Raw genomic sequence first — 20,182 nt, 5'->3', positions numbered from 1 at the left:
CGAGGGCAACGCGTCGTCTGTGTGCACCCCCCGAACGGGGGGTCAGCGCAGGCGTTCCGGGCAGAGGGCGACGGCCACCAGAGCAGCACGGTTGGGCACGCCGAGCTTGCGCATGCTGGAGGTGAGGCTCGACTTCACGGTTTCGGCGCCGATGCCGAGCTTCGCGGCGATCTCCCGGTTCGTCGCGCCGAGCGCGACCTCGGCCAGGATCTCCCGTTCGCGGACGGTCAGGCCCGGACGTGCCGGCCGTCGATCACCCGGCGCCGCGGCCGGATCGGGCGGTACGCCGTCGATGGCCTCGTCGGTCAAGCGCCGGACGAGGGCTTCGAGTTGCTGCCGCTGGGGTCCGTCCGGAATCGAGGACGCGATGTGTACGAGTTCCGAGCAGATGCCGACGAGCCGACGACGCTCGGCCACGCTCGCCATCGCGTCCCCGGCCGCACGCCCGCCCTCCGTGACCGTCCCTCCCACCGCTGCCCGCAGGTTCTCCAGGCGGCGGCTCACGGCCAGCTCCTCGGCCAGGTCCCGCTCCAGGGCCCGTACGACCGTCATGACGTCGCCGATGACCCGGTCGCCGAAGACGCACTCATGGCGCAGAGCACCCCAGAGAACGCCCCGAGGGCCCCGGGGCACCCGGATCGGAACGGCGAAGGAAGCGCGGATCCGTTCCCGGCGTACGGCGTCGTCGTAGTCGTGGCTGATCCCGCCAGCACTGCAGTAGTCCTGGACCTGTACCGGTTTCGCCAGGAGCGTCGCCTTGCCGCCCAGCCCCGCGCCGACGGAGACACGCAGGTCGCGCAGGCCCTCGGTGGTGACGCCCACGAGCCTGTCGATGACCAAGTGGTCGGCGTCGGGGGCCATGAGAGCGCCCACGGCGAGATCGACGCCCGCCACCCGGCGCACGTCGTGGAGCAGCATGGTGAACGCTGACGACTGGGCTGCCGTGACGGCGGGATCGGACATGTCCTACGCCTCCCGGAGGACGTCGCACGCGTGCTGCGTGACTGGTTCGCCGACCGCCCGCCCGAAGGGGGTCGACGAGCATGCCCGCCCGGTGGTGGACAGCTCGGTTCGGACCCCCTTCCGGCGGACGGTCCGGTTCACGCCGTCGTGTCGTCGTGGGTGACTGTGACGACGATCTTGCCGACATGGCCGTTGACTGCCATGTAGCGGTGGGCCTCGGCGATGTCCGCGAGGTCGAACGTGCGGTCCACGACCGGAGTGAAGGATCCCGACGTGAGACCGGCGTTGACGAACGCGACGGCGCGGCGCAGGCGTTCGGGATCTGTGGTGATCTCGAAGAGAGTGTAGGTGCTGCTGGTCAGCGCCGGGTAGGACTGTGCGTTGGGCAGCGGGGTGGTGCGCTGGTCGAGGGCGCCGTAGACGACCAGGAAGCCGCCGGGGGCGATGCCCTGGGCGATGGTCTCGACGCCGGGGCCGGCGACCGGGTCGAAGGCGAGGCGGACGCCCACGCCGTCGGTGATCTCCTTGATTCGGGCGGGCAGGTCCTCGTCGTCGGTCACGATGACATGGGCCGCGCCGGCGTCCAGGAGACGCTGCTTCTTGGCTGCGCCGCGCGTGGTGGCGATCGGGATCGCGCCGACGTGGCGGGCGATCTGGATGGCGGCCAGGCCGACACTGCTGGAGGCCGCCGTGATCAGGACGTGGTCCCCGGGACGCACCCGGCCGCTCTCGGCAAGGGGGCCATAGGCGGTGATGTAGGCCATCCACACAGCCGCCGCCCGGTCGGGGGCGACGTCCGCGGCGCGCGGCACCACGGCCGAGGCCGGGACGATGACGTGATCGCCATAGGTGCCGTACTCGCTCTGCAGAAACGCCGGCACGACCGCGACCGGGTCGCCCTCGGCGAAACCGTCCACGCCCTCGCCGACCGCGTCGACCACGCCGGCGGCCTCATAGCCGAGCGAGGAAGGGAAGACCGGCTGGTCGAAGTAGCTGCCTTCGCGGAACATGATCTCGGCCCGGTTCAGGCCGATCGCGTCGACGCGGATCCGCACCTCTCCAGCGCCCGGGGCACTCACTTCTACTTCGTGGAGAGTCAGTACCTCGGGGCCGCCGAGCCGGTCGAACTGTACGAGTCGTGCCATGGCGCATCCATCCTGGGGACGGGAATGGGGGAAGTGCACCGAACTTGCCCGGTGCCGAGACTCACCTTGCCCCAAGCTTCGATGGCCGTCAAATCTCGACCGTCATCGAAATAATCATTCGGTGGAGGCGGCCATCACCGCCGACAGCAGGCCGGGGAACCGTTCCTCCATCTCGTCCGCACGCAGCGTGTTCATCTTCGACGTCCCGATGTAGTACTGCCGGACCACGCCTGCCTCGCGCAGCACGTTGAAGTGGTGCGTGAGCGTCGAGGGCGACACCGGAGCCACGAAGGTGCCGCAGCTCAGGTCCTCACCGGCCCGAACCAGCTGTGACACCACCATCCGCCGCACCGGATCCACCAGCGCCTCCAGGACCTGCTGAAGCGAGACCTCCGAAAGGTCGGGGTGCTCCACTGTCCGGACGGCGGTACGAGGGCGGGCCACGGTGACTCCTTGCGATGACGTCGATGCGCTCAGCCCATCGTACGACCGCCATCGAAAAGGACCCTTCGTCCAGGGCCCGCCCTCGGTCGGACTGCGATCGCCTACGAGCCCGATGTCGCCGGTGTCGCGCTCGGGTCCACCCCTACGACCAGGCTGCCGTGGACCCCGCGCTCGATCGCGTCCGGACGGTACGACAGATCGAGCAGGCCGTCCACGGCGCCGCCCCCGCCGTAGAACCGGTCCTCGTCGAGCGTCGTGCGCGTGAGGGTATTGGTGTTGTACGGGGCGACGTCGCCGCTGGCAAGGACCGCGTCTTCGGGGAAGTACAGCTGGCCCGTGTGGGCGACCTCTCCGCTTTCGTAGCCGTCCGGCGTCAGCTCACCGCCGACGTGCACCTTCACGTGGACGTGGACGGTACGGCCGATGTACCAACCCGGGAAGATGGTGCGGAACTCGACCTTGCCGTGGCCGTTGGTGATCTGTGAGCCCCGCAGGTACGTGAGGTCGTCGGTGGGAGGTATGTGCGCGCCGCCGGCCGGCGGTGGCGTGTCGTTGCCGATCTCGGTGTAGCCGGAGTAGACGCCCGTCGCGTCACAGCTCCATATGTCGATGGCGGCACCTCGCAGCGGCTCACAGGTGACCACGTCGATGAACGTGAGCCCGAGGGTGAACGGGATGCCGGTGCGGTCTTCCGTCAGGTCTCGCCGGAACAGGTCGTAGTCGAGGAAGTACGGGCCCTCGATGGCCTCGGGAGCGAGCGAGTAACAGGCCGGCGCGGTGGTCTCGGCCGACGCAACCGCCGAGGCCGATGCAGACGCCGAGGGCGCGGAGGCGGAGGCCGCGAGTCCGGCCACCGCGAGGCCCGCGCCGCCCGCGAGCAGCACCCGGCGCCTCGACGGGCCGAGCGGGTGGGGGGAGGAATCGGAGGACTGGGGGTGGGGTGTGTCCTGTGTCATGCGGCGGGACTGTAGTTGTCAACGGGATCAACGGGGCCTGTCCTCACGCCATTTGGTGGTCCTCGACCGCGGCATGTTTTCCCGGGTGCGACGGCGGAGCGCTTTCTGGGGCAGGGCAGCCGCAGGATCCGCGGGCGAGCAGTTCGGCGGGCAGCACGTCGCGTCCGGGCGGCAGGTCCGGGTCCCGCATCAGGCCGGTGAGTCGCATCATCGCGGTACGGGCCAGCTGTTCGACGGGCTGGCGCATCGTCGACAGGGCAGGGGTGCTGTACGCGCCGGCGGTGGTGCCGTCGAAGGAGACCACCGCGAGGTCGTCCGGGATCCGGATGCCCAGCTCGTGCGCGGCGCGCAGTACCCCGGCGGCCTGTTCGTCGGAGGTGACGAACAGCGCGTCCACCGAGCGGTCGTGAGCCAGCAGAGCGAGTGCGGCGCGGTATCCCTCCAGGCGTCCGTAGGAGCCGTGCAGCAGCGGGGCCGCGGCGGGCCGGGCCTGCCAGCCGGTGCGGCCTCCCGAGCCCGAGCCCGCCCGGAGGCCGGCCGCCTCCAGCGCGGTGCGCCAGCCGGTCACCCGGTCCGTGGTGGGGCGCAGGCCCAGCTGCCCGGCGATGCAGCCGATCCGGCGGCGTCCGTGACGGAGCAGATGCTCGGTGGCCTGATGGGCGCCACGTACGTTGTCCACCAGTACGTGGGAGATCGACGCCGCCCGTACCTCGCGGTCGACAGCCACACTGGGCACTCCGGTACGGGCGAGGCGTGCGTGCCACGGCTGGCCGCGGTGGGCCGGGGTCAGCAGCAGCCCGTCGACCTGGCGGTCCAGGAAGGTCTGGACGTATCCGGCCTCACGGTCCGCGCTGCCGGCCGAGTTGCCGACCAGCAGGGCGTATCCGGCTGCCCAGGCCTGGTCCTCAAGCGCCGTGGCCAGCTCCGCGAAGTACGAGTTGGCCAAGTCCGGGATGACCAGGCCGAGCGTCATGGTGTGGCTCAGGCGCAGTGCACGGGCCGCGCTCTTGGGACGGTAGCCGAGCTCGCGCACCGCCGCGAGGACGCGTTCCCTGGTGGCCGGCGCCACCGGGCGTGGGCCCTTGTTGAGTACGTAGCTGACGACCGAGGGGGAGACTTCGGCGAGTCGTGCCACGTCCTCGCGCGACGTCATGCGGCGTGCTCCTGACGGAACCGCCGGGCCTGTTCGACGTACCAGTCGATCACTTCGGGATTGGCCAGGGAGCCGCGGTTGACGGCGGAGTCCGGGTCGTGTCCGACGAAGAGTCTCTTCACCGGAATCTCGGTCCTCTTCTGCGCGTGGGTCACCGGCACGGCGGGCGCCACGATGATGTCGTCCGGGACGTGCCGGTGCGAAGTGCGCCCCCGGATCGTCGCGTTGACCCTCGCCTTGAGTTCGTCGGTGAGCCGGACGCTGTCGTCGAGGACCACGAAGAGCGGCATCCAGTAACCGCCGTCCGGCCGCTCCACTCCGATGACCAGGGCGTCGCGGACCTCGGGAACATGCTGCAGCGCGGCGTATATGTCGCCGCTGCCGAGGCGGACCCCTTGCCGGTTGAGGGTGGCGTCCGACCGTCCGTGCACGATGAACTCGCCCTCGGGCGTCTCGGTTATCCAGTCGCCCTGGGTCCACACGCCTGGAAACTTCTCGAAGTACGAGCCGCGGTACCGCGCGCCGTCCTCATCTCCCCAGAAGAACAGCGGCATTGAGGGCATGGGGCGGGTGACGACCATCTCCCCCACCTCTCCGACGACCCGCTCCCCTGCCTCGGACCAGGCCTCGACCGCCACACCGAGCAGCGGTCCCTGGAGCCGGCCCAGGTGCACCGGTTCCAGCGGGTTCGAGCCGATGAACCCGCTGCAGATGTCGGTACCGCCCGTGTCGGAGCCGAGGTGCACGTCGTGCTTGACGTGGTCGTGCACCCATCGCCAGGTCGAGTCCGGCAGCGGCGAACCGGTGGACAGGACGGAACGGAGCCTGGACAGGTCCCACTCCTTGCCGGGCTCCAGCGCCGCCTTCTCCACCAGGGACAGATAAGCGGCGCCGGTGGCGAACATCGTCGCGCCGGTCAGCGCGATGATCTCGAACTGCCGGTCCTTGCGGCGGAAAGTGGGCGACCCGGCGTAGGTGACCACGGAAGCGCCGGACATGAGGTTGTTGACCAGGGTGTTCCACACCATCCAGGAGGTGTTCGCGGCGACGTAGTAACGGTCGCCCGGACCCATGTCCTGGTTCAGGCCGGTCCCCTTGAGCGCCTCCAGGGTCATGCCGCCGTGTCCGTGGACGATCCCCTTGGGCGCGCCGGTGGTACCGGAGGAGAAGAGGACCCAGAGCGGGTGGTCGAAGGGCAACCGGGCGAAGTCGGGTTCGACGTCGTCCGCCACGAGGGCGGCGAAGTCCAGGTGGCCGGAGTCCGTAGCCTCGCCCTCGGGCTCCAGGTGCCGCACGAGAATGGTGTGCCGCAGACCCGGCAGCCCGGCCTCGACCTCGGCCAGGTGGTCCAGCCGGCGGAACTCCCTGCCGTTGAACCGGTAGCCGTCCACGCCGATCAGGATCTTCGGTTCAAGCTGGCGCAGCCGGTCCAGGGTGGCCTGGGCGGACAGGTCGGGCGAACTGATCGTCCAGACCGCCCCGATGCTCGCGGAGGCCAACAGCCCGACGACGGCCTCGGGCAGATTCGGCAGTACGGCCGCCACCCGGTCCCCCGGTTCGACGCCCAAGCGCTTGAGGTGTGCCGCCAACGACGCGACCTGGGAGGCGAGTTGGTGCCAGGTGAGCTCGGAGACGGTGTCGTCCTCGTCGACGGTCAGCACGGCCGTGGTGTCCGCGAGATGCGGATCGCGCGCGTGGCGCAGGACGTTCTCGGCGAAGTTCAGCCGTGCGTGCGGGTACCAGACCGCTCCGGGCATGCGTTCCTCGGCCAGCGCCGGCCCTTGGAAACCCTCGCCCACCACTCCGAAGTACTCCCGCACCGCGCCCCAGAACTCGGCCGGTTCCCGGACCGACCACCGCCAGGCCTCGCGGTAGTCCGTCAGCCGGACGTCGCGGTGCTCGGCCACCCAGGACATGAAGTCCCACAGACGGGTCAACTCCCGTTGTTGCGCGGTGGGTTGCCAGGTGATCTGTCGGTCGTCCGCCGTACTGTCATGAACCGCGTTGCCGTTGGCCGACATCGTCGCCTTCCTCTCCTGTGCTGGTCGTCCGTCCCCGGCCCTGCCGAGACGCGAGCGCGAGCAGGTCCAGTACCTCCGTCAGGCCATCCGCCACGAAGTCCGGACGCCGGTCCGGCGAGGCCGCCGCGGCGTCGGCGGCGGAACTCGTGCCGGTGGTGACCAGGAATCCCAGGGCACCGGCGGACCTGGCCATCGCGCACTCCAGGTCGAGGTCGTCGCCGATGATGAGCATCTGCTCCGGCCTGACCCGCAGCCGTCCGGCCAGCAGGTCCAGGGCTTCTCGCGACGGTTTCCCGAGGACGCGGTAGGGGCGGCCCGTGACGTGGCTGAGGCCGCTGGCGATGAACCCGGACACGCCCACGTTCAGGCGGTGTTCGGAGGCGAACGACGGAGCGTCGGACGTGCAGTAGATCGTCGCGCCGGCCAGCACGGCCTCGGCGGCCACCTGGAGCTTGTCCCGGCCGAATCCGGTGTCCCAGCCGATGACCACGGCGGCCGCGCCCGTCGGTTCCCCGGCGATGGCCCGGTCCAGGTCCACCATGGGGATGCCGCGCTGCCGGAACTCCCCTTGCACGCCGGGGCCGCCGAAGACCAGCACGGGCCGCCCGGGGTGCCGGGCCCGTATCGTCTCCGCCGCGACCACGGCCGGTGTGAGCACTTCTTCGTCGCGCACATCCAGGCCGAGCGAGCGCAGGGTCTCGGCTATCCGGCCGGTGGTCTGCATGGAGCCGTTGGTGAACACGGCCATGCTCCGTCCAGTGGCCCGCACCAGGTCGATGACCTCACGGGCGCCGCTCAGGACCCGGCCTCCGTGGCCACTGGGACCGTCGGAGAGCACCAGGCAGCCGTCGATGTCGAACATCACGCCGCGCACCTCGGCGAGCCTGGCGAGCAGCTCCGCCCGCCGCTCCTCCTGGTGCACCATGTCCATCGCGCTCACCGGTCGCCTCCGGTCCCCGTACGGCGCAGCTCCACACGCTCCGTGCCCCGGGTCACCGCGAGGTACTTCCACCGCGGGAGCCGATGCGCGGCCCTGATGAAGTCCGCGACGCCCGTCACCGGGGCGGTGGCGTGGCCGACGCCGGTCGGGGACCAGCGCAGGGCCGGTCCGGCGGCGAGCATCGCGTCCACCTGGTCCTGCGGAAGGACCAGGCGCAACAGCAGCTCCTCCTCGGGCAGTTCACGGCCGGCCCGGCGGCCGTACTCCTCGCGCAGCTCGGCCAGGGACCTCTCGGCCGGGGGCACGGCCAGCTCTTGGGTGCGGGGCAGAGCGGCGACCCTCTCAGCGACCTCCGGCGCGATCTCTCCCTGCGGAGTGCCGAAGTGACCGAGGACGAAGCGCACCACCTCGTCGGGGACACGGCTGTAGCGTTCCTGGCCGGAGCCGGTGGCCAGTACGTTCATCAGCGCCTGGCTGCCCACGAACTGGCTGAACGGCGTGACCATGATCGGATGACCGAGCTCCGCGCGGACCCGCCCGACCTCCTCGATGACGGCGGGCAGCCGGTCCAGCATGCGCAGTTCGCCGAGCTGGCGTCTGAGGGTGGACATCATCCCGCCGGGGACCTGGTGCACGTGGAAGCTCAGGTCGTACTCGGTGGGCTCCCCTGCCGCCAGCCCCTGGGAGTCGGCGATGGCGTGGAGGATCTCGGCGGCGGCGGAGGCCGCGTCGCGGTCCGCGCGCACCGGGATACCGAGGGCGTCGAGGTTGCCCAGCAGGTTCTCCAGGCTGGGCTGGGCGGTGCCGTTGGCCAGTGGCCCGAGCCCGGTATGCAGTACGTCCACGCCGAGCTCGGCGGCCGCCAGGTACAGGTGGGAGGCGGCGCCGGTGGTGCAATGGCTGTGCAGCTCAAGGGACTTGTCACCTGCGGCGCGGCGGATGTCCGGGATCAGCTGCCGGGTGCGTTCCACGGTGAGCAGTCCGCCGGGGTCCTTGACGTAGACGGAGTCGACGTACGAACTGGCTTGATACGCGCGGACGTTGCGGGCGTAGCTTTCGTCGGTGTGGACTGGGCTCTCGGTGAATGTCACCGCCGCCACCACCCGCTCCACCCCCTCCTCCTTGGCCCAACGGGCCACCCGGAGCAGGGAGTCGACGTCGTTCATAGGCTCGGCGATCTGCAGCCGACGCAGCCCGTGCCGGGCCAGCAGCCGCAGCGCCATGCGCATCACGGTCTCGGAGGCCTTCTCCCAGGACATGAAGCGCATGCCCGTCGTGATGGCCGACAACGGGGTGTCGGGCATGACCGCGCGCATGCGCGAGATGCGCTCCCAGGGGTTCTCGCGGTGGAACTTCACGCCCATGGCGAGGTGGGTCGAACTGGTGAAGTCGATCGCCTCGTACCCCACCCGGTCCAGGAAGGGGCCGACGGCCTCTACCATGCCCGTTGTCAGTCCGGTGGCGCCCCACAGGCTCTGGTTGCCGTCCCGCAGACTGGTGTCGACCAGGCGAATCGTCTTGTGCTGCCGGCCGGTCCTCGTCGCGGCCGGCGCGTCGGTGGGCGCGGTCATCGGGCGGCCTCCTTTCGCTGGTTCTGCCGCTGTTCCCAGACCGGCCCGAACCACGAGGTGCTCACCCGGCCGTGGACGAAGTCCGGGTGGGAGAGCACGAATTGATGCAGCGGCAAGGTGGTGCGCACGCCGTCAAGGACCACCGATCGCGCCGCGGAGCGCGCGGCCGCCAGCGCGGCGGGGCGGCTGTGGGCGCGGACGATCAACTTGGCCATCAGGCTGTCGTAGTACGGCGGGAAGGCGTAGCCGTCCTCGACATGGGTGTCCACACGGATGCCCGGCCCGGTGGGCCACCGCACGTGGTCGATGACTCCGGGGTTGGGCCGGAAGCCGTCGTCCGGGTCCTCGGCGTTGATGCGCAGTTCGATGGCGGTGGCCGGCGGGACCGGCGGGACGTCGGGCAACTCCGGGTCCCGGCCGAGGGCCAGGCGCAGCTGCGCCGCCACCAGGTCGATTCCGTACGCCTCTTCGGTCACCGGGTGCTCGACCTGGATACGGGCGTTCATCTCCAGGAAGACCACGTCCTCGGACTCGGTGTCCACGAGGAACTCGACGGTTCCGGCGCCCCGGTAGCGCAGGGCCCGTACCAGCGCCCGGGAGGAGTCGTGCAGCACCGCGCGCCTGGCCTCAGTGAGCCCTGGCGCGGGGCATTCCTCGATGAGCTTCTGGTGTCTGCGCTGCACCGAGCAGTCCCGGTCCCCGAAGATCTGCGCGCCGCCTCCGCCGTCCCCGAAGACCTGCACCTCGACGTGGCGGGCCGCCGGGTAGAAGCGCTCCAGATAGAGCGCGCCGTTGCCGAAGGCGGCCTGTGCCTCGGCCGCTGCCTGCGGGGCCAGCCGGGCGAGTTCGGCGTCGTCGGTCACCAGGCGGATACCGCGCCCGCCGCCGCCGTGGACGGCCTTGATCAGCAGCGGATAGCCGATGGACGCGGCGAGGTGGACCACCGCGTGCGGGTCGTCCACCTCGACGGCGGGGGCCACCGGGACACCGGCGGCCACGGCCACCTTCCGGGCGCTGCTCTTGTCCCCGACCGCGCGGAGCGTCTCGGGCCGCGGGCCGGCGAAGGCGATGCTCTCGGCGGCCAGCAGTTCGGCCAGCTCGGGCTGTTCGCTCAGGAATCCGTAGCCGGGGTGGACGACGTCCGCGCCGGCGTGCACGGCGGCCTGGGCGACGTACTCCGGCCGCAGGTAGGACTGGCCGGCCTGCGCCGGGCCGATGACGATGACGCGATCGGCCAGCCGTGCGGCACGGGAGCCGGTGTCCGCGGTGCTGGCGGCCAGCACCGGGAGGGCTCCGATACGCCGGGCGGCGGCGATGATCCGCGTCGCGATCTCACCCCGGTTGGCCACCAGGACCACGGGGGCCCGGTCGTCGCTCATGACCGGCCCGCCTCGGCGACGACGGCGAGCGGCTGGCCGAACTCGACCTGCTCCCCGTCCTTGACCAGGAAGTCGGTGAGCGTGCCGGCGACCCCGGCGGTCACCGGGTTCATCAGCTTCATCACCTCGACGATCCCGACGGTGGTGTCCGGTTCGACCGTCGTGCCGGGCTCCACGAAAGGCGGCGCGCTGGGCGAGGACGCGCGGTAGAAGACGCCGATCATCGGGGCGAGGACGGGCGTGCCCTCGACGGCGGGAGTCGGGGTCGGTTCGGCTTCGGGCGCCTGGAGTGGCGGTGCGGGCCGCTGGTCCGGCGGGAGTTCCGCCGAGCGGGACATCCGCACCCGTACGTCGCCGAACTCGACGTCGGCGAACTCGTAGCCGCCCTCGTCCAGTTGGGCCACAAGGTCCAGGATGTCCTGCCAGTTCGGTGAGGCGTCGGTACTCATCGGGCTCCTCCCTTCGCGGCGGAGGCGATGAAGCCGAGCAGGTCGGTCGTGGCCTTGGTGGTGCCGTGGCCCTTGTCCCGTTTACGTCTGCGCCAGTTGGTCTCCGGCCTGGCCTGGAGCAGCATCACCCGGCAGGTGCCGTCGGCGTCGTGTTCCAGTGCCCACTCGATATCCTGCGGACAGCCGTAGTGCCGCTCCACGCGCAATGCGATCTCCGCGAGCTGCATCAGGTCGCTCTCGCCGAGACAGGCGACCTCACGACGGGACTCCGCCACCTCGCGAAGGATCACACCGCTGCCGTCCGGGGCGGGCACGTATTCATGGAGCTTGGTGGCAATCCGGCGCTCGGTGACCTTGGGGCCGGCCTTGGTCAGCCAGTACTCGTCGGGGGTCACCTCGCCGGAGACCACCGCCTGTCCGAGCCCCCAGCTGGCGTTGACGGCAATGACCGAGCGGTCGCCGGTACGCGGACTGACCGTGAAGGTGACCCCTGCGACGTCCGCGTTCGCCATGAGCTGCACCGCGACCGAGATCCTGGACGCCTCGTTGCCGTCCGTGTCCGACATGCCGCAGCGGTAGGCGATCGCCTGGGGCGTGTACAGGCTCGCCCAGCACTCGCGCACCTTGGCGACTACGGCGTCCGCGCCCACCACCCACAGGTAGGTCTCCTGCTGACCGGCGAAGCTGGCGGCGTCGCCGTCCTCGTCGACGGAGGAGGAACGGACGGCGACCGGAGTGCGGTCCGGGTCGCCCGTGCCACGGCGACGGACGGTCTCCCGGGAGAGCTCCAGGTAGGTCGCGCGGATGTCCTCCTCGACGGCGGCCGGCAGGTCCCCCTCCAGGATCAGCACGGTGGCCCGCTCATGGGCGGCCTGCAGGGACTGCGGGCTGTCGGGGTCTGCGCCGCGGACCAGATGCTTCAGCCGCTCGCGCAGGTCGGAGGCGTCCCTGGCGTCCTCGTAGGCGTCGACCGTCACGGCGAACCCGTCCGGGACGGGCAGACCGGCCCGGACCAGCTCGCCGAGGCTCGCGCACTTGCCTCCGACCAACGACCGGTCCGCTGCGCCGAGTTGATGAAAACTTCTGGTGTACTTTCCCACTGTTCGTCCTTGTCAGCCGAAGTGCATCCCGCGGGGCCCGGGTCCTACGGGACCTCGACGGTCTCTTCCAGGACGGTCACGGTGCCGGTGTTGCCGTCGACCCGGATCAGCTGACCGGTCGTGATGGCCGTGGTGCCGAAGCCGGTGCCGACGACGGCGGGAAGCTCGTACTCGCGCGAGACGATCGCGGCGTGGCACATGATGCCGCCGATGTCGCTCACCGCTCCGCGGATCCGGCCGAACACCGGGGTCCAGCTCGGGCTGGTGACCGGGGCCACCAGGATCTCGCCGTCCTGCACGGTGTCGAGCTCGTCCGGCCGCAGTACGACACGGGCGCGGCCCTCGGCGATGCCGGGCGATCCGGCGAAGCCGGTGAGGGTGGTGCCGTTCGCGTCGCCGTCCTGGGCGGCCAGCCAGCGCTCGACGGTCTCCGGGGTGATGCCCCAGAGCATGATGGTCAGCGGCTCGTCGACCCGCTCCGGGACCGGCCCCAGGGCCGGCGGCGGGTTCCACGCGCTGAGCGCCGCGTAGATCTCCTTGCGCCGCGCGATGATCTCCGGCCAGTGGTAGCCGCCCTGCGGTCCGCCGCCGGCGCCCCAGGACATCTGCAGGTCGACGATCGCCTCTTCGACCTCGGCGCGGCGCAGGAAGAAGATGTCCTCCACGTCCTCCCACAGACCCCACTTGCGCAGCAGGGCGCTGAACTCCCGCACCTTGTTCCAGAAGTTGGTGAGGAACCAGTGCTCCACGTAGAAGTTGTGGTTCTCCACGTACGGGAAGACCGTCCGCGCCAGACCGAGCGCCTCGTCGAAGCCGGGGAGGTCCTCCTCGTCCAGCAGCGATCGGTACTGCTCGACCACGGCGTCGCGTTCCGCCTGGAGCTTCTTGATCGGGCGGACGAGGTCGTCGCCGCCGCGCAGGCGGTCGATGTAGTCCCCGATGGCGCGGATCGGCAGGGTCAGGTCATCGATCCAGCTGCGGTGGGAGTGGTACATGCCCGAGCCGTAGGAGAAGTTGAACCAGGGGTCCTTGCTCTCCTCCAGGGCGGCCAGCCACTGTCGGCCGGCGTCGCTCACGCTCAGGCCGGTGACCAGCTCCTCCTCGGTGCCGGCCGCGCGGACGACGTCCCCGACGGACAGCGCCTCGGCCTTGCGGGCCAGTGCGCGCAGCTCGTCGTCGGGGCGGAACAGCAGTACGTCGATACCGCTGACCATCCGGGAGATCGTCTGGTCGTCGATCTCGGGGAAGTGGTCCTTGCACAGGGTGAGGAACTGCAGGTAGGCGGCGTATCCGAGGTTCAGGAACTCCGAGTGCAGCGTCCAGATCCGGTCGCCGTGCTCCAGCAGCCGGTGGTAGGCGGCGAGCAATTCGTTGCCCTGGGTGGGACCGCGCTCCTCCAGTACGCGCTCGATCGGCTCGAACTCCGACAGCGGGGGCACCTTGAGGTCGCGCACGGCCCGAATGGCGTCCGTGACACGGCTCTCCCACTCCGTGTACAGCGTGTCCCAGTTCCGGAAGTAGTGGCCGGCCCGCCGGCCGAACTCCTCGGCCCGGCGCGCCTGTTCGGCCGCGTCCGGGCTGGGGATGGTGGACATGTACGTGTAGCCGTTGACGATGCGTACGTCCAGGCCCTTGGCCGGCGGCAGGGCGAACACGCGGGTGTTGGTGACGCCGGTGCCGGTGAAGGCGCCGTCGACCGTGAGCTGGTCGAAGGGGTAGGAGACCTCCGGGTAGTGCAGCGAGTTGCGGAACCAGGTCTTCGCGGAGTCCTCCGCGCGCCGGCCGTCCAGGAACCGGTTGTGGTAGGCGTACATCTCCTCCCAGCCCTCGGCGCCGTCCGGAGTGGCGATCTCGTAGGGGTCCGGGAATCCGCGCTCCGGAGCGGGCGGGCCCGAAGGCGGGCCCTGGCTCCGTTCGCCGTCCGTCGTGGTCATGGCGGCTCCTTCACGTCTTCGGGAGGGGCTGGCGGCTGGACCCCACCATGAGCGCGGGTGGCTCACACAACCAAGAGGCCTTTTCACTCAGTAAAAAGAAATGACCCCGCGGTCTCTGATCGAGCACCTCGAACCATGATCTCTTCGCGAACCTTTCCATTCAGTGAAGTGGTGGTTACGCTTGTTTTGTCGCAACGACGAGCGGTCGGGAGGAGCGATGGCGATGGACAACAGCAACCCGGGCAAGTCGGTGATCCACCGGGCCTTCGCCGTCCTCATGTCCTTCGACGCAGGCCACCGGTCCATGACGCTTTCGCAGCTTTCGCGACGCAGCGGTCTCCCGGTGGCCACCACCTTCCGGCTGCTCAACCACCTGGAGGCGATCGGCGCCGTCGAGCGTGACGCGGCGGGCCGCTACAGCATCGGCGCCAGGATCTGGGAACTGGGCATCCTGGCGCCCACCCATGACGTGATCGGCAAGGGCTCGCGCCCCCTGCTGGTCCGGCTGGCGGCCAGGACCGGCATGCTCGTGCGGGTATTCACCTACAACGGCCACAGCGCGCTGTGCGTGGAGGAGGTCCTGTCCAACGGCGCCAGCTCTCCCGGTGGCGGACCGGGACTGACGCTGCCCCCTGCCGACTCGGCCGCCGGCTGGGTTCTGCTCGCCCGTATGACGCCCGCGGCCAGGAAGTCCCTGCCGCTGACCCGGACCCAGTTCGACCAGGTGGAAAAGGGCATCGCCAGTTTCGGGAGACAGGGCTGGGTACGGTTCGTGCACTCCGACGGACAGGCCGAGTACGCCGTCTCGGTGGACGCCGTGGACCGCCCGCCCATGGCGCTCTCCGTCAGCCCGCCGCCGCCCCGGACGGCGGGAGCCACGGCCGATCCCTCACCCGCCGTGGTGAAGTGCCTGATACCGGAGCTGCACAACGCGGCTCATGCCCTCGCCACCATCCTGGCAGGACCCGCCGATCCGCCGGGATCGGAGAGTTCACCCCCGTGCACCAACTCGAAGGGCAACGCCGACCATGAGCAGTGAGTCCCCCAACCCCCCGAAGTCCGTCACCGCCAGGGCGCTCGCCGTGCTGGCGGCGTTCGACGTCGAGCATCCGCGGCTCACCCTCAGCCAGCTCGCACGGCGCTCAGGACTGCCGGTCGCCACCGTGTACCGCCTGGCCGGCGAGCTGGAGGACGGCCGCTTCCTCGAACGCGACGGCGCCGGCCGGTACGGACTCGGCGTACGTCTGTGGGAGATGGGGGTACTCACGCCCCTCCACGGCCGGCTCCGCGAGACCGCCCTGCCCTTCCTGCTCAACCTCCAGTACGACTGCCGGGAGACCGTCCAGCTCGCCGTCTGCGACGGCACGGCGGCCATCTACATCGAAAAGCTGACCTCCGAGGTGTCCGTCCCCGTGGAGAACCGCATCGGCGGCCGGATTCCGCTGCACGCCACCGGCATCGGAAAGGCGCTGCTGGCGTTCAGTCCCGAGGCCTTCACGGAGGCGATCCTGGCCATGCCCCTGCAGCGGTACACACCCGACACCGTCACGGACCGCCGCACGCTGTCCCGCCAGCTCACACAGATCAGGCAGCAGGGCCACGCCCGGACCCGGCAGGAGTACCACCCGGGCTCCGCCTCCATCGCCGCGCCGGTCCTGGTCGGCGGGACCGCCAAGGCCGCCATCGGCATCGTCAGCTACGCGCTGCGCGAGGATCTGGACCGCTATCTGCCCTCCCTCCTCCAGGCCACCAAAGGCCTGGCCAAACGGCTGGAGGAGACGGCGGGCACGGCCTATCCGAGCCTCAGCGGCCTGGACCGCGAGTGACCGCCCGCTGATCCCTTCTTTCTTCTTTCGGGCGCGCTCTGAGCCCCGTACGAGTCGGCCTCAGAGGCTTATCTCGTCGAGCACCGTTGCTGCCAGCTTGGCGGCGCCCCGGGCGATCTTGCGGTCGAGCCGTCGGAAGACCTGCTCGGCGCGGATCGCCGGCCACTGCTCGGGAAGGTGTTCGGCCGGCAGATGCGGGTCCCAGCGGACGACCTGCAGCCAGTCGGTGTGCAGGAGGATCTGGCAGGCGAGCTCGTCATCCGCCGCGGCGGGCGGCGCGCTGGTGTCCCACTGGTCCAGGAACGCCTGGTAGCGGGCGGCGATGCCGTCGATGTCGAAGGCGCGGCGGACCAGATCGGCGGAGCCGGTGAGCCCCATGGGCCGCGCCTGGAGGGTGGTGACGTGGTCGCCGAGTTCGAGGGGTTCGAGGGCCTCCGCGACGTCTTTTGTGCCCGGGGCGATCCACAGGCCTCCCTGGAGCGAGGCGAAGCCGGCCCAGGCCAGCCGGGAGCGTAGGTCGTGGCGTGCGTCTCCCCGGTCGTTGGGCAGTGAGAAGGCGACCACGGTCCAGGTTCCGTCCCAGTCCCGGTTGACCGCGCCGGTGTCCCGGACCCGTCGGCGGCCGTCCTGCAACACCTGGACGGCGCGCTCGGTGAGCCCGAAGTAGGCCTTGCGTCCCCTGCGATGCCGCGTCAGCAGGTCACGCCTGGCCATGCGGGACAGAGTGGAACGCACCGCGTCCTCGGACACCCCCAGGCGGGCGAAGACGTCGATGATGCTCCCGGAGTACACGGCCACGTCGCGGTCCAGCACGTAGATGCCCAGAAAGCTGAACATCAGCGATTGCGGCCGGGCCGAAGTTACCGCGAATTGTTCGCCCTCGTCTTCGAATGTCACGCCAAGAGGGTAGACGAGGCGAGCAATGTTGGTCACAATCCTGACGCAGAGAAAAAACCTGCCCTACATCTCGGGGACGGCCGGTCGGACACCGACGGCCGTGGCGGAGGACGACGGACACGGCTGGAGACCGGCCGGGCCTGCCGCGGCCCAGACATCCACCGGGCGTACCTCGTTGCCACTTGCTGCGAGCGCCCCGTACCGGACGGGCATCCCCGTCATCCACCACAGGAGTCACACCCCGTTTCGGGCTGACCCATCTCAGCGACAGCAAGGGAGCTCACGACATGCAGGCCGCTTCTCCAAAACAGGCAACGCAGGATCCCTCGCAGTTGCGCCGGGCGGTGACCTCCAGCTTCCTTGGGAGCGTCATCGAGTACTACGACTTCCTGCTGTACTCCACCGCATCGGCGGTGGTCTTCGCCCACGTCTTCTTCTCCAACCTCAGCCCCGTGGCCGGCACCCTCGCCAGCTTCACCACCTTCGCCACCGGCTACCTGGCCCGGCCGCTGGGCGGGATCATCTTCGGGCACTTCGGGGACCGGCTCGGCCGCAAGCGGATGCTTGTGGTGACGATGTCCCTCATGGGCGTCGCCAGCTTCCTCATCGGCGTCCTGCCCACGTACGGCCAGGCCGGCACGCTGGCACCGGTCCTGCTGCTGCTCCTGCGGATCGTCCAGGGCGTGGCGGTGGGCGGCGAGTGGGGCGGCGCCGTACTTCTCTCGGCCGAGCACGCCACCGAACGGCGAGGGCTGTGGGCGAGCTTCACCAACGCCGGGGCCCCGGCGGGCATGGCGCTCTCCACGGTCGTCCTGTCCGCGACGTCGGGGGCCGTCGGCGAAGAGGCCTTCCTCTCCTGGGGCTGGCGCATCCCCTTCCTGCTGAGCGTGGTCCTGCTGGCCGTCGGCCTGTTCGTCCGGCTGCGCGTCACCGAAACACCGGTGTTCGCCGAAGCGGAGAAGCAGGCGGAGAAGAAGCAGGAATCGACGCCGCGCCGGACCTTTCCCCTGTTCGACGTGGTCCGCAACCACCCCCGGGTGCTGCTGCTGGGCATCGGAGTCGGCCTGGCCGCGTTCGTCTTCCAGGGCACCATCACCACCTACATCATTTCGTACGCGGTCCAGGGCGGCTTCGCACGGCAGACGGTGCTCAACAGCCTGGCGGTGTCCTCGGCACTGGCGATGTTCGGCATCATCGGCTGGTCGGCGCTGTCGGACCGCCTGGGACGGCGTCCCGTGGTCATGGCGGGCGCGCTCGCGGTGGGCGCCTTCTCCTTCGCACTGTTCCCGCTCGTCGACACGGGCAGCACAGCACTGCTGGTGCTGGCGCTCGTGGTCGGGCAGTCGCTGGTGCACCCGATGATGTACGGCCCGCTCGCCGCGTTGTACACGGAACTGTTCTCCACCCGGAGCCGTTACACCGGCGCTTCCCTCGGCTACCAGATCGCGGGACTGGGGGCCGGCTTCGCCCCATTGATCTTCACCGAGGTGCAGGCCGACGCCGGTGAGGGAGCGACGCTGATCATTTCTGTGATCATCGCCGCGTTCTGCCTGGTGACAGTGGTGTGCCTCGCCCTGCTCGGGGAGACCAGCCGCACCGATCTCGCCGACGGGTCCGCGGACGCCCCGCTACGGCTGCCCGTCGAGGATCAGGCGGAGGCTGCACAGCCTTCGTGAGCTTCCGTCCACGGCATCTGATCGGGGGCCGGTCCACGGCCCCCGATCAGTGAGATCACGAACGGAAAAGTCAGGGCCGCAGGGAGCGGCCGATGATCTCCTTCATGATCTCTGTTGTGCCGGCGTACAGCGTGCTCGCGCGGGCGTCGAGGAAATCGCGGGCGACGTCGTACTCCTGCATGTAGCCGTAGCCGCCGTGCAGTTGCAGGCCGCGTGTGACGACACGCTGTTGGAGTTCGGTGGTCCACCACTTGGCCATGGCCGCGTCGACGGCGCCGAGCCGGCCGGCGACGAGTTCAATGACGCATCGGTCGACGAACACTCGGGCGACCCGCACCTCGGTGGCGATCTCGGCGAGGGTGAACCTGTTGGCCTGGAAGTCGGCGACGGACCGTCCGAACGCGGTGCGCTCCGCCGTGTACCGAAGGGTGTTCTCCAGGGTGCGTTCCATGGAGGCGACCGCGGTGGCGGCGACGCTCAGACGCTCCTGCGGAAGGTTGCGCATGAGATGGGCGAACCCGCGACCCTCGTCCCCCAGCAGGTTCGCGGCGGGCACCCGTACATCCGCGAACGACAGCTCAGCCGTGTCCTGGGCATGCAGACCGATCTTGGCGAGCTTGCGTCCCCGCTCGAAGCCGGGCATGCCGCGCTCGAGCACCAGTAGGCTGATGCCGTCGCGGCCCGCGGCCGGATCGGTGGAGACGACGGCGATGACGAGGTCGGCGAGGATGCCGTTGCTGATGAAGGTCTTGACTCCGTTGACGATGTACTCGTCCCCGTCGCGTACGGCGGTGGTCCGTACGGCCTTCAGGTCGCTGCCGGTACCGGGCTCGGTCATGGCGATGGCCGACACCTTCCTACCGCTGCACAGGTCCGGCAGCCAGCGCTGCCGCTGCTCCTCGGTGGCCAGGTCCCTCAGGTAGGGCGCCACGAGGTCGTTGAAGCCGCTCAGATTCATGGTCACCGCGGGCGCTCCGGCGCGGCACAGCTCTTCGATGACGACGAGGTTGTAGCGGAAGTCCGCGACACCGCCCCCGCCGTACGCCTCGTCGATGTCGAGCCCCAGCAGACCCACGGCACCGGCCTTCTCGTACAGTTCCCTGTCCACCTGCCCGGCCTCTTCCCATGCCGGCAGATGCGGCTGGACCTCCTTGGTGACGAAGTCCCGCACCATTGCACGGAAATCCTGGTGGGCGGTGTCGAACAGGTCGCGGTCCATGGCCGGCAGTCCTTCGGGAGACGTGAGCGGTGGTGCTCGTCAGGCGTAGTGGCGGTAGATGGCCTGCGCGACGCAGGCGGGCTTGTCGGCACCCTCGATCTCCACGGTGAAGGTGAGCCTCATCTCGACACCGTTGCCGCGGGCCTCCTCGACGGACTCCACCGTGCCGTGAAGGCGGATCTTCGCGCCGACCTTCACCGGATGGGGAAAGCGGACCTTGTCCAGGCCGTAGTTGATGCTCATGGAGGTGCCCTCGACGGCCAGCAGCTGTCCGAAGAGCGGGATGATCAGGGACAGGGTCAGGTATCCGTGGGCGATCGGCGCACCGAACGGTCCGGTGGCGGCGCGCTCGGGGTCGGTGTGGATCCACTGGTGGTCGTCAGTGGCGTCGGCGAAGGTGTTCACCCGGTCCTGGGTGATCTGCAGCCAGTCGGTGCGGCCGAGGTCCGCCCCGGCGAGGGCCTTGATCTCGTCGAGTCCGGTGGCGGTGCGGGATGCGGTCATGGCAG

Annotated in this window: 18 protein-coding genes; 3 read left to right on the top strand and 15 right to left on the bottom strand. The window is 70.0% G+C overall.

Annotated features, from left to right (window positions below; all coding sequences use genetic code 11):
• Window positions 1-42: 42 nt before the first annotated feature.
• From ACFVKT_RS05785 to ACFVKT_RS05730, 12 genes are all read right to left on the bottom strand, one after another.
• Window positions 43-963, bottom strand: a complete 921-nt coding sequence (locus ACFVKT_RS05785; RefSeq protein ID WP_385727855.1) for a LuxR C-terminal-related transcriptional regulator — start codon at window positions 961-963, stop codon at window positions 43-45.
• Window positions 964-1,100: 137 nt separating this feature from the next.
• Window positions 1,101-2,108: a zinc-dependent alcohol dehydrogenase family protein gene (locus tag ACFVKT_RS05780; protein WP_385727853.1), complete on the bottom strand. Its 1,008-nt coding sequence runs from the start codon at window positions 2,106-2,108 to the stop codon at window positions 1,101-1,103.
• A 114-nt stretch (window positions 2,109-2,222) separates the two neighbouring features.
• On the bottom strand, window positions 2,223-2,552 hold the full coding sequence (locus ACFVKT_RS05775) for an ArsR/SmtB family transcription factor (RefSeq protein WP_385727851.1): 330 nt from the start codon (window positions 2,550-2,552) through the stop codon (window positions 2,223-2,225).
• A gap of 101 nt (window positions 2,553-2,653) precedes the next feature.
• On the bottom strand, window positions 2,654-3,508 hold the full coding sequence (locus ACFVKT_RS05770; protein ID WP_385727849.1) for a dioxygenase: 855 nt from the start codon (window positions 3,506-3,508) through the stop codon (window positions 2,654-2,656).
• A 43-nt stretch (window positions 3,509-3,551) separates the two neighbouring features.
• The gene (locus ACFVKT_RS05765) at window positions 3,552-4,661 is read right to left on the bottom strand and encodes a LacI family DNA-binding transcriptional regulator (RefSeq protein WP_385727846.1); all 1,110 of its coding nucleotides are present in this window, start codon (window positions 4,659-4,661) and stop codon (window positions 3,552-3,554) included.
• Window positions 4,658-6,682, bottom strand: coding sequence for an acetoacetate--CoA ligase (locus ACFVKT_RS05760; protein ID WP_385727845.1), 2,025 nt, complete (start codon window positions 6,680-6,682; stop codon window positions 4,658-4,660). Before ACFVKT_RS05760 ends, ACFVKT_RS05765 begins: the two co-directional genes overlap by 4 nt.
• A complete protein-coding gene (locus ACFVKT_RS05755) occupies window positions 6,654-7,613 on the bottom strand; it encodes an HAD-IIA family hydrolase (RefSeq protein ID WP_385728185.1) in 960 nt (319 codons plus the stop codon). The genes ACFVKT_RS05760 and ACFVKT_RS05755 overlap by 29 nt, the downstream gene beginning before the upstream one ends.
• A 5-nt stretch (window positions 7,614-7,618) precedes the next feature.
• A complete protein-coding gene (locus ACFVKT_RS05750; protein ID WP_385727843.1) occupies window positions 7,619-9,193 on the bottom strand; it encodes a biotin carboxyl carrier protein in 1,575 nt (524 codons plus the stop codon).
• Window positions 9,190-10,572 carry a biotin carboxylase N-terminal domain-containing protein gene (locus ACFVKT_RS05745; protein WP_385727841.1) on the bottom strand — a complete coding sequence of 461 codons (1,383 nt, stop codon included), beginning with the start codon at window positions 10,570-10,572 and terminating at the stop codon, window positions 9,190-9,192. The genes ACFVKT_RS05750 and ACFVKT_RS05745 overlap by 4 nt, the downstream gene beginning before the upstream one ends.
• Window positions 10,569-11,021, bottom strand: a complete 453-nt coding sequence (locus tag ACFVKT_RS05740; RefSeq protein ID WP_385727839.1) for an acetyl-CoA carboxylase biotin carboxyl carrier protein — start codon at window positions 11,019-11,021, stop codon at window positions 10,569-10,571. The genes ACFVKT_RS05745 and ACFVKT_RS05740 overlap by 4 nt, the downstream gene beginning before the upstream one ends.
• Window positions 11,018-12,070, bottom strand: coding sequence for a PEP/pyruvate-binding domain-containing protein (locus ACFVKT_RS05735; protein ID WP_385727837.1), 1,053 nt, complete (start codon window positions 12,068-12,070; stop codon window positions 11,018-11,020). Before ACFVKT_RS05735 ends, ACFVKT_RS05740 begins: the two co-directional genes overlap by 4 nt.
• 95 nt (window positions 12,071-12,165) lie before the next feature.
• The gene (locus ACFVKT_RS05730) at window positions 12,166-14,055 is read right to left on the bottom strand and encodes a PEP-utilizing enzyme (protein ID WP_385727835.1); all 1,890 of its coding nucleotides are present in this window, start codon (window positions 14,053-14,055) and stop codon (window positions 12,166-12,168) included.
• Window positions 14,056-14,278: 223 nt separating this feature from the next.
• Here ACFVKT_RS05730 and ACFVKT_RS05725 point away from each other — a divergent pair, with 223 nt between their 5' ends.
• Together ACFVKT_RS05725 and ACFVKT_RS05720 are read left to right on the top strand one after the other, a co-directional pair.
• Window positions 14,279-15,094: an IclR family transcriptional regulator gene (locus ACFVKT_RS05725; RefSeq protein WP_385727833.1), complete on the top strand. Its 816-nt coding sequence runs from the start codon at window positions 14,279-14,281 to the stop codon at window positions 15,092-15,094.
• Complete coding sequence (locus ACFVKT_RS05720; RefSeq protein ID WP_385727831.1) at window positions 15,084-15,881, top strand: IclR family transcriptional regulator; 798 nt, start codon at window positions 15,084-15,086, stop codon at window positions 15,879-15,881. The genes ACFVKT_RS05725 and ACFVKT_RS05720 overlap by 11 nt, the downstream gene beginning before the upstream one ends.
• 60 nt (window positions 15,882-15,941) lie before the next feature.
• On the opposite strand, the gene ACFVKT_RS05715 is transcribed toward ACFVKT_RS05720, so the two are convergent.
• Entirely contained in the window at window positions 15,942-16,778 is an 837-nt protein-coding gene (locus ACFVKT_RS05715) for a PaaX family transcriptional regulator C-terminal domain-containing protein (RefSeq protein WP_385727829.1), read from the bottom strand.
• A gap of 287 nt (window positions 16,779-17,065) precedes the next feature.
• Here ACFVKT_RS05715 and ACFVKT_RS05710 point away from each other — a divergent pair, with 287 nt between their 5' ends.
• On the top strand, window positions 17,066-18,454 hold the full coding sequence (locus ACFVKT_RS05710) for an MFS transporter (protein WP_385727827.1): 1,389 nt from the start codon (window positions 17,066-17,068) through the stop codon (window positions 18,452-18,454).
• 70 nt (window positions 18,455-18,524) lie between these two features.
• Here the strand turns inward: ACFVKT_RS05710 and ACFVKT_RS05705 are convergent, their stop codons facing one another.
• Window positions 18,525-19,673: an acyl-CoA dehydrogenase family protein gene (locus ACFVKT_RS05705; protein ID WP_385727826.1), complete on the bottom strand. Its 1,149-nt coding sequence runs from the start codon at window positions 19,671-19,673 to the stop codon at window positions 18,525-18,527.
• Between the two features lie 39 nt (window positions 19,674-19,712).
• Complete coding sequence (locus ACFVKT_RS05700) at window positions 19,713-20,177, bottom strand: MaoC family dehydratase (protein WP_385727824.1); 465 nt, start codon at window positions 20,175-20,177, stop codon at window positions 19,713-19,715.
• Window positions 20,178-20,182 lie beyond the last annotated feature (5 nt).

Origin of the sequence: Streptomyces sp. NPDC127595, from assembly GCF_042671685.1 — a bacterium.
Classification (GTDB): Bacteria; Actinomycetota; Actinomycetes; order Streptomycetales; family Streptomycetaceae; genus Streptomyces.
The sequence above is the reverse complement of the archived record's forward strand: the minus strand, read 5'-3'. Positions and strand labels throughout refer to the sequence as shown.